Genomic DNA, 6,986 nt, shown 5'->3' with positions numbered 1-6,986 from the left:
CAGCACCTGCAGCGCGTCACGGATCGGGTCGGCGCCGTTGTCCGGGGCTAGCTCAGCGCGCAGCCGCACGATCTCGGCCACCACCGGCTCCGGCGTGGCCCCCGGGGAGGTCTTCGGCCGCCGGGACCGCTCCCGCCACTGCCCCTCGGCCAGGATCCGGGCACGGTGCCGATAAAACGTACGCCTATCGACACCGTTGGCCCGGCACCACTCCGACACGTTCTCCAGCTTCGGCTGAACCACCAACGTGGCGTCCATCAGCAGCATCTTCGCCCGCTTCCGCGTCATGGTCAGCAACCACAACGCTGCTCAAGCGACAGACCCCGATATCACCCGGACCCGGGTGTGTCACATGCCGAGAGACACAAACTGTGTCACATCAGCTGAGACTCAACACTGCGTTCAACGCAGGCATGGTGGCCTTCACTGCAGTCGAGGCCGGAGCGTATAGGGTGTTATACGGTTAGCTGTGCGTGTCGGGGTGCGGGCCGAGGCGCTCGCCCGCCTCCAGGGTCGCGAAGCCGGCTACGTCCTGCTCGTCGAACTCGAAGTCGAAGACGTCGATGTTCTGCTTGATCCGCTCCGGCGTCACCGACTTCGGGATCGCGATGTGGCCGAGTTCGATGTGCCAGCGCAGCACCACCTGCGCCGGGGTCTTGCCGTGCTTGCGGGCGACCGTGGAGATCACCTCACTGCCGGAGAGCCGCTCGCCGCCCCGTGCGATGGGGCTCCACGCCTCCGTCGCGATGCCGTGCTCCTCGTGGAACGCCCGCAGCTTCGGCTGCTGCAGCCACGGATGCAGCTCGATCTGGTTCACCGCCGGGACGACCCCGGTCTCGTCGATGAGCCTTCGCAGGTGCGGCACCTGGAAGTTGGAGACGCCGATCGCGCGGGCCCGGCCGTCGGAGGCGATCTTCTCCAGCGCCCGCCACGTGTCGACGTAGCGATCCCTGCTCGGCACCGGCCAGTGGATGAGGTACAGGTCGACGTAGTCGAGCCCCAGCTGCCGCAGACTGCCCTCGAACGCGCGCAGAGCCTCGTCGTGGCCGTGCTCGGTGTTCCACAGCTTGGTGGTGACGAACACGTCCTCGCGCGGCAGCCCGGACTCCCGCACGGCCTGGCCCACACCGCGTTCGTTGCCGTACAGCGTCGCCGTGTCGATGCTGCGGTACCCGGCCTCGAACGCCCGGTGCACCGCGCCCGCGACGTCGCCGTCCGGGATCCTGTAGACGCCGTACCCGAGCTGGGGGATGCGGACACCGTTGTTGAGTTCGACTTCGGAAACCATGTCCCGACCGTAACCCGCTACGGTGCCGCGGGCAGGTGGACGGTGACCGCGAGCCCACCGCCGACCACGGGCTCGGCGCCGACCGCGCCGCCGTGGGCCTGCACGGCGGCACGCACGATGGAGAGCCCGAGACCGGCCCCCGACCGCGCGGTGCGGGCGACCCCCGCCCTGCGGAACGGCTCGAACAGCTCGGTGACGGTCGCGGGGTCGATCAGCGGCCCCGACGAGCGGACCCGCAGCGTCGCGCGGCGGGGCCCCTGCTCGGTGGCGACCTCCAGCCAGCCGCCGTCGACGTTGTGCCGCACCGCGTTCTCCAGCAGGTTGCCCGCCACGCGTTCCAGCAGCGCGGCGTCGCCGGTGGTGATGGCGGGAGCGAGGTTGAACTCCGCCCGCAGGCCCCGCCCCTCGGCTTCGGTCCGCACCGCCCGCCACGCCGTGCCGGCGACCGCGGCCAGATCCACCGGTTCGGTGAGCACGAGCCCCGCGCCGTCGGTGCGCGCGAGCAGCAGCAGCGAGCCGACGAGCTGCTCCGCCCGCTCGGTGGCGTCGCGCACGACCCCGGCCATGCGCCGCAGCTCGGCCTCGTCGGCGTGCTCGTCGGACAACGTCACGTCCAGCTCGGTGCGAATCACCGAGAGGGGGGTGCGCAGCTCGTGGCTCGCGTTGGCGACGAAATGCCGCTGCGCGTCGAACGCGGCCTGGAGCCGGTCGAGCATGGCGTCGAACGTGTGGGCCAGCTCGGCGAGTTCGTCGCGAGTGGACAGTTCCCCGATGCGCTCCCCCATCGACTCGACCGAGAGGCGCGTCGCGGTGTCGGTGATCTCCCGCAGCGGCCGCAGCACACGCGAGGTGAACGTCCACGCCAGGATCCCCGCGGCGGCCACCACGAAGCAGAAGGCGATCACCCCGGCGATCAGCACGCGTTCCCTCGCGTGCTGTCTCAGATGGTCGGCCAGCACGGACGCCTCGATGTCGGCGCCATCGACCCGGACGGTGGTGCCGGGCGGCAGCTGCGGCACCGCGGCGACGGCGTCACCGACGAGTGTCCACGCGAGCCACAGCAGGACCAGGCTGACGGCCGCGGCGAGCACGGTCGCGAGCACGGTGATACGGGCGCGCAGGCTGCGCACCGGGAGTCCCGTACGGCGGATCACTCCGCGAGCGAACCAGACTCCGCACTCGAGCCCGCGCCCGGCACCCGGTAACCGGAACCGACCACCGTGTCGATGATGCCCGGCTCACCCAGCTTCTTGCGCAGCGTCATCACCGTGACGCGCACCGTGGTGGTGAAGGGGTCGGCGTTCTCGTCCCACACGCGCTCGAGGAGGTCCTCGCTGCTGACCACGGCGCCGCCCGCGGAGAGCAGCACCTCCAGCACGCCGAACTCCTTGCGCGTCAGCTCCACCAGCTCACCGCCCCTGCGCACGGTGCGGCGCGAGGGGTCGAGCTCGACGTCGCCCGCGGTGAGCACCGGCGGCGTGGCCGGGGTGGCCCGCCTGCCCAGCGCGCGCACGCGCGCGACCAGTTCGGGGAACGCGAATGGCTTGGCGAGGTAGTCGTCCGCCCCCAGCGACAGGCCCTCGACCCGGTCGGACACCGCCCCACTGGCGGTGAGCATGAGCACCCGGGTCAGCTCCCCGGACGTGACGATCTCCTTGCACAGGTCGTCACCCGACATGCCGGGCAGGTCCCGGTCGAGCAGCACGACGTCGTACCGCGTGATGGCCGCCTTCTCGTGACCCTCGTCCCCCGTGAAGGCGACGTCGACGGCCATGCCCTCCCGGCGAAGGCCGCGCGCGATCGCCTCGGCGAGCGGCGCCTCGTCCTCAACTACCAATACCCGCACGTCAACACCGTGTCACAGATTTCTGAGAGCTTCCTGTGTGAAGACCCGGTTGAAATTCTAGGCGTTCAGCGGCTCCGGCTCGCCGGTGCGAGACGGGCTCATTCCGGCGTGGACTCCGTGGTCTCCACGGTGCTGGTGGCGTGCGGCTCGCCGAGACGGGTGGAGGCCCACTCAGTGACCCTGCGGGCGACGTCCTGGGCCGTGAGCCCGATCCCGGCGAGCACCTCGTCACGCGTGCCGTGTGCCAGGAATCGTTGCGGCACACCGAGATCACGCAACGGAACGTCGCAGTCGGCGTCACGCAGCGCAGCGGCCAGCGCGGACCCGAAGCCGCCGTGGCGGCCGCTGTCCTCGACCGTGACCACGAGCCGGTGACGGGCGGCCAGCTCCACGAGCTGCTCCGGCACCGGCACCACCCACCTCGGGTCGACGACGGTCACGCCGATGCCCTGGTCGGCCAGCCGGTCGGCCGCCGCGAGCCCGAGCCGGGCGAAGGCGCCCACCACGACCAGCAGCACGTCCTCGCTGGCACCCTTGCGCAGCACGTCGACCGTGCCGATCCGCTCCTGCGCCGGCACCGACTCCACGACGCCGCCACGCGAGAAGCGCAGCGCGGTGGGCCCGTCGGAGACGGCGACCGCCTCGCGCAGCTCCTCCCGCAGCGTCTCGGCGTCGCGCGGGGCGGCGACCCTCATACCCGGCACCATGCCGAGCAGCGACAGATCCCACATGCCGTGGTGGCTGGGCCCGTCGGGGCCCGTGATGCCGGCGCGGTCGAGCACGAACGTCACGGGCTGCCGGTGCAGCGCGACGTCCATCAGCACCTGGTCGAACGCGCGGTTGAGGAACGTCGAGTAGATCGCCACCACCGGGTGCAGCCCGCCCATCGCCAGCCCCGCCGCCGAGGTGACCGCGTGCTGCTCTGCGATGCCGACGTCGTACCAACGGTCCGGGTAGGCGTCGGCGAACCTGTGCAAACCCGTCGAGCGCAGCATCGCCGCCGTGATGGCGACCACGTCCTCGCGTTCGGCTCCGATGCGGGCGAGCTCGTCGGAGAACACCGACGTCCAGCTCGGCCCCTTCTTCGGCGGCAGCCCCGTCTGTGGGTCGATCGGGTCGGTCTGGTGCATCTGGTCGGCCTCGTGGTTGACCGCGGGCGGGTAGCCATGGCCCTTCTCGGTCACCGCGTGCACGATCACCGGCCCGCCGAACGACTTCGCGTTGTGCAGGGCCTTCTCCAGCGCGGCGACGTCGTGACCGTCGACGGGGCCGAAGTACTTGAGGCCGAGGTCCGAGAACATCACCTGCGGGCTGAGCGCGTCCTTGATGCCCGCCTTCGCGGCGTGCAGGGCCGTGTAGAGCGGCTTGCCGACCACCGGCGTGTGCTGGAGCAGCTCACGCCCACCGTCGAGGATCCGCTCGTAGCCGGGCCGCAGGCGCAGTGCGGCGAGGTGCTCGGCGAGGCCGCCGATCGTCGGCGAGTACGACCGGCCGTTGTCGTTGACCACGATCACGACGGGGTGGTCGGGATTGGCGGCGATGTTGTTGAGGGCCTCCCAGCACATGCCGCCGGTGAGCGCGCCGTCACCGACCACCGCGACGACGTGCCGCCCCCCACCCGCGAGCCGGTATGCCTTGGCGAGACCGTCCGCGTAGGACAGGGCGGTGGAGGCGTGGCTGTTCTCGATGTGATCGTGGTCGCTCTCCGCGCGCGCCGGGTAACCCGCGATGCCGCCCTGCTGGCGCAGCTGGTCGAAACCATCATGGCGGCCGGTGACGATCTTGTGCACATACGACTGATGGCCGACGTCGAACAGGATCGAGTCGCGCGGCGAGTCGAAGACGCGGTGCAACGCCAGCGTCAGCTCGACAACCCCCAGGTTGGGCCCCAGGTGACCGCCGGTCCTGCACACCTTCTCGACAAGGAACTGCCTGATCTCCTCGGCCAGCACGCCCAGTTGCCCGTGGTCCATTCGCCTGAGGTCGGCCGGCCCGTGTACGGACTCCAGCAACGTCACGCTCCACCTCGCTCGCCTCGGTTCGATGCCTCGCCCGCCCAGTCTAGGAGAGACACGCCACGATGAAGTCGGCCTCGACCGGGTGGATCCATCACCACGACAAAGGTACGGTCGTGAACCATTGTCTGGAGTACGGAGAGACGAACGATGGCGGACTTCTTCATCGGCGGGGAATGGGTCGGCGCGGCCTCGGGTGGCACGCGGGAGATCCGTTGTCCCGCCGACGGTTCCCTCGTCGCCACTGTGGACGAAGGGACGCGGGAGGACACCGAGCGCGCGATCGCGGCGGCCAGGGCGGCGTTCGACGACGGCGCCTGGTCCTCGACCCCCTCCTGGCAGCGGGGCGACCTCCTGCTTCGCGTGGCCGACCTGCTCGACCGCGACCGGGACGCCTTCGCAAGGGCCGAGTCGCTCGACACGGGCAAACGCCTGGTGGAGAGCGAGTACGACATGGCCGACATCGCGGCCTGTTTCCGCTACTACGGCAAGCTCGCCGGCCAGGACGCCGGTCGCGTGGTGGACACCGGGGACGCGGACTCCGTCAGCCGGATCGTGCACGAGCCGGTCGGCGTGTGCGGGCTCATCACCCCGTGGAACTACCCATTGCTGCAAACGGCGTGGAAGGTCGCGCCCGCGCTCGCCGCGGGCAACACGTTCGTCCTGAAACCGAGTGAGCTGACCCCCCACACGGCGATCCTGCTCATGCGGATCCTCACCGAGGCGGGCCTGCCCGCCGGGGTCGGCAACCTCGTGCTGGGCGCGGGCGCCGCCGCGGGCGCGCCGCTGGCGGAGCACCCCGACGTGGACCTCGTCTCGTTCACCGGCGGCCTCGGCACCGGCAAGGTGATCGCGGCCTCGGCCGCGGCCACCGTGAAAAAAGTCGCACTCGAGCTCGGGGGCAAGAACCCGAACGTCGTCTTCGCCGACGCCGACTTCGAGACGGCCGTGGACTACGCGCTCACGGCGATCTTCCTGCACTCGGGCCAGGTGTGCTCCGCGGGGTCGCGGCTGATCGTGCAGCAGGAGATCCATGACGCCTTCGTCGACGAGGTGGTGCGCCGCGCGGAGCTGATCCGGCTCGGCGGCCCGTTCGACCCCGAGGCCGAGACCGGGCCGCTCATCTCGGCGGCGCACCGCGAGAAGGTGGAACGCTACGTCGCCACCGCGCTCGCCGAGGGCGCCGTGCTGCGCACCGGGGGCCGCAGGCCGGACGACGAGAAGCTGGCGGACGGCTTCTACTACCTGCCGACCGTGCTCGACGGCGTGGCACAGGGCAGCACCGCGGTCAGAGAGGAGTCGTTCGGGCCGGTGCTCACGGTGGAGACGTTCACCGACGAGGACGATGCCGTGCGCATCGCCAACGACACCCACTACGGGCTCGCGGGCGCGGTGTTCACGTCCGACGCCTCCCGGGCGCAGCGCGTCGCGGGCAGGCTGCGTCATGGAACGGTCTGGATCAACGACTTCCATCCCTATCTGCCGCAGGCCGAGTGGGGCGGGTTCAAGCAGTCCGGCTTCGGGCGGGAGCTCGGGCCGACAGGGCTGGCCGAGTACCAGGAGGTCAAGCACATCTATCAGAACCTGCGGCCCGCGCCGCAGCGCTGGTTCTCGGGAGGCTCCTGACCGGGAGGAAGGCATGGGCGGCGACCGGATGGACGACGGACCCGGCGCCGATGAGCAGCACCGCGCCCCACAGCACGCGACCGGGTGCCCGCTCGAGGCGGGACCATCCGATGTGGATGATCCCGCGGTGCGGTAGCTGAACCGGTGAATGGCGCACCGCGAGTCCCCCGCTCCGGACCGCGAGTCCCCCGCTCCGGACCGCGAGTCCCCC

The 6,986-nt window shown here is 70.9% G+C and carries 6 protein-coding genes; 1 reads left to right on the top strand and 5 read right to left on the bottom strand.

Features of this window, described 5'->3' with window-relative positions; translation table 11 throughout:
* The 5 genes from DI005_RS02255 to dxs form a co-directional block, all read right to left on the bottom strand.
* A partial coding sequence (locus DI005_RS02255; protein WP_255565650.1) for a helix-turn-helix domain-containing protein occupies positions 1-288 on the bottom strand: 288 nt, incomplete at its 3' end.
* Positions 289-463: 175 nt separating this feature from the next.
* Positions 464-1,288, bottom strand: a complete 825-nt coding sequence (locus DI005_RS02250) for an aldo/keto reductase (protein WP_113641106.1) — start codon at positions 1,286-1,288, stop codon at positions 464-466.
* 17 nt (positions 1,289-1,305) lie between these two features.
* The gene (locus DI005_RS02245) at positions 1,306-2,442 is read right to left on the bottom strand and encodes a cell wall metabolism sensor histidine kinase WalK (RefSeq protein ID WP_112266937.1); all 1,137 of its coding nucleotides are present in this window, start codon (positions 2,440-2,442) and stop codon (positions 1,306-1,308) included.
* The gene (locus DI005_RS02240) at positions 2,439-3,134 is read right to left on the bottom strand and encodes a response regulator transcription factor (protein WP_112266939.1); all 696 of its coding nucleotides are present in this window, start codon (positions 3,132-3,134) and stop codon (positions 2,439-2,441) included. Before DI005_RS02240 ends, DI005_RS02245 begins: the two co-directional genes overlap by 4 nt.
* A gap of 98 nt (positions 3,135-3,232) precedes the next feature.
* Positions 3,233-5,152 (bottom strand): 1-deoxy-D-xylulose-5-phosphate synthase, encoded by a 1,920-nt coding sequence (gene dxs, locus DI005_RS02235; RefSeq protein WP_112266941.1) that lies wholly within the window; start codon positions 5,150-5,152, stop codon positions 3,233-3,235.
* A gap of 147 nt (positions 5,153-5,299) precedes the next feature.
* On the opposite strand from dxs, the gene DI005_RS02230 reads away from it, so the two are divergent.
* Positions 5,300-6,775, top strand: coding sequence for an aldehyde dehydrogenase family protein (locus tag DI005_RS02230; protein ID WP_112266943.1), 1,476 nt, complete (start codon positions 5,300-5,302; stop codon positions 6,773-6,775).
* Positions 6,776-6,986: the final 211 nt, after the last annotated feature.

This window comes from Prauserella sp. PE36 (assembly GCF_003311655.1).
Classification (GTDB): Bacteria; Actinomycetota; Actinomycetes; order Mycobacteriales; family Pseudonocardiaceae; genus Prauserella_A; species Prauserella_A endophytica.
The sequence above is the reverse complement of the archived record's forward strand: the minus strand, read 5'-3'. Positions and strand labels throughout refer to the sequence as shown.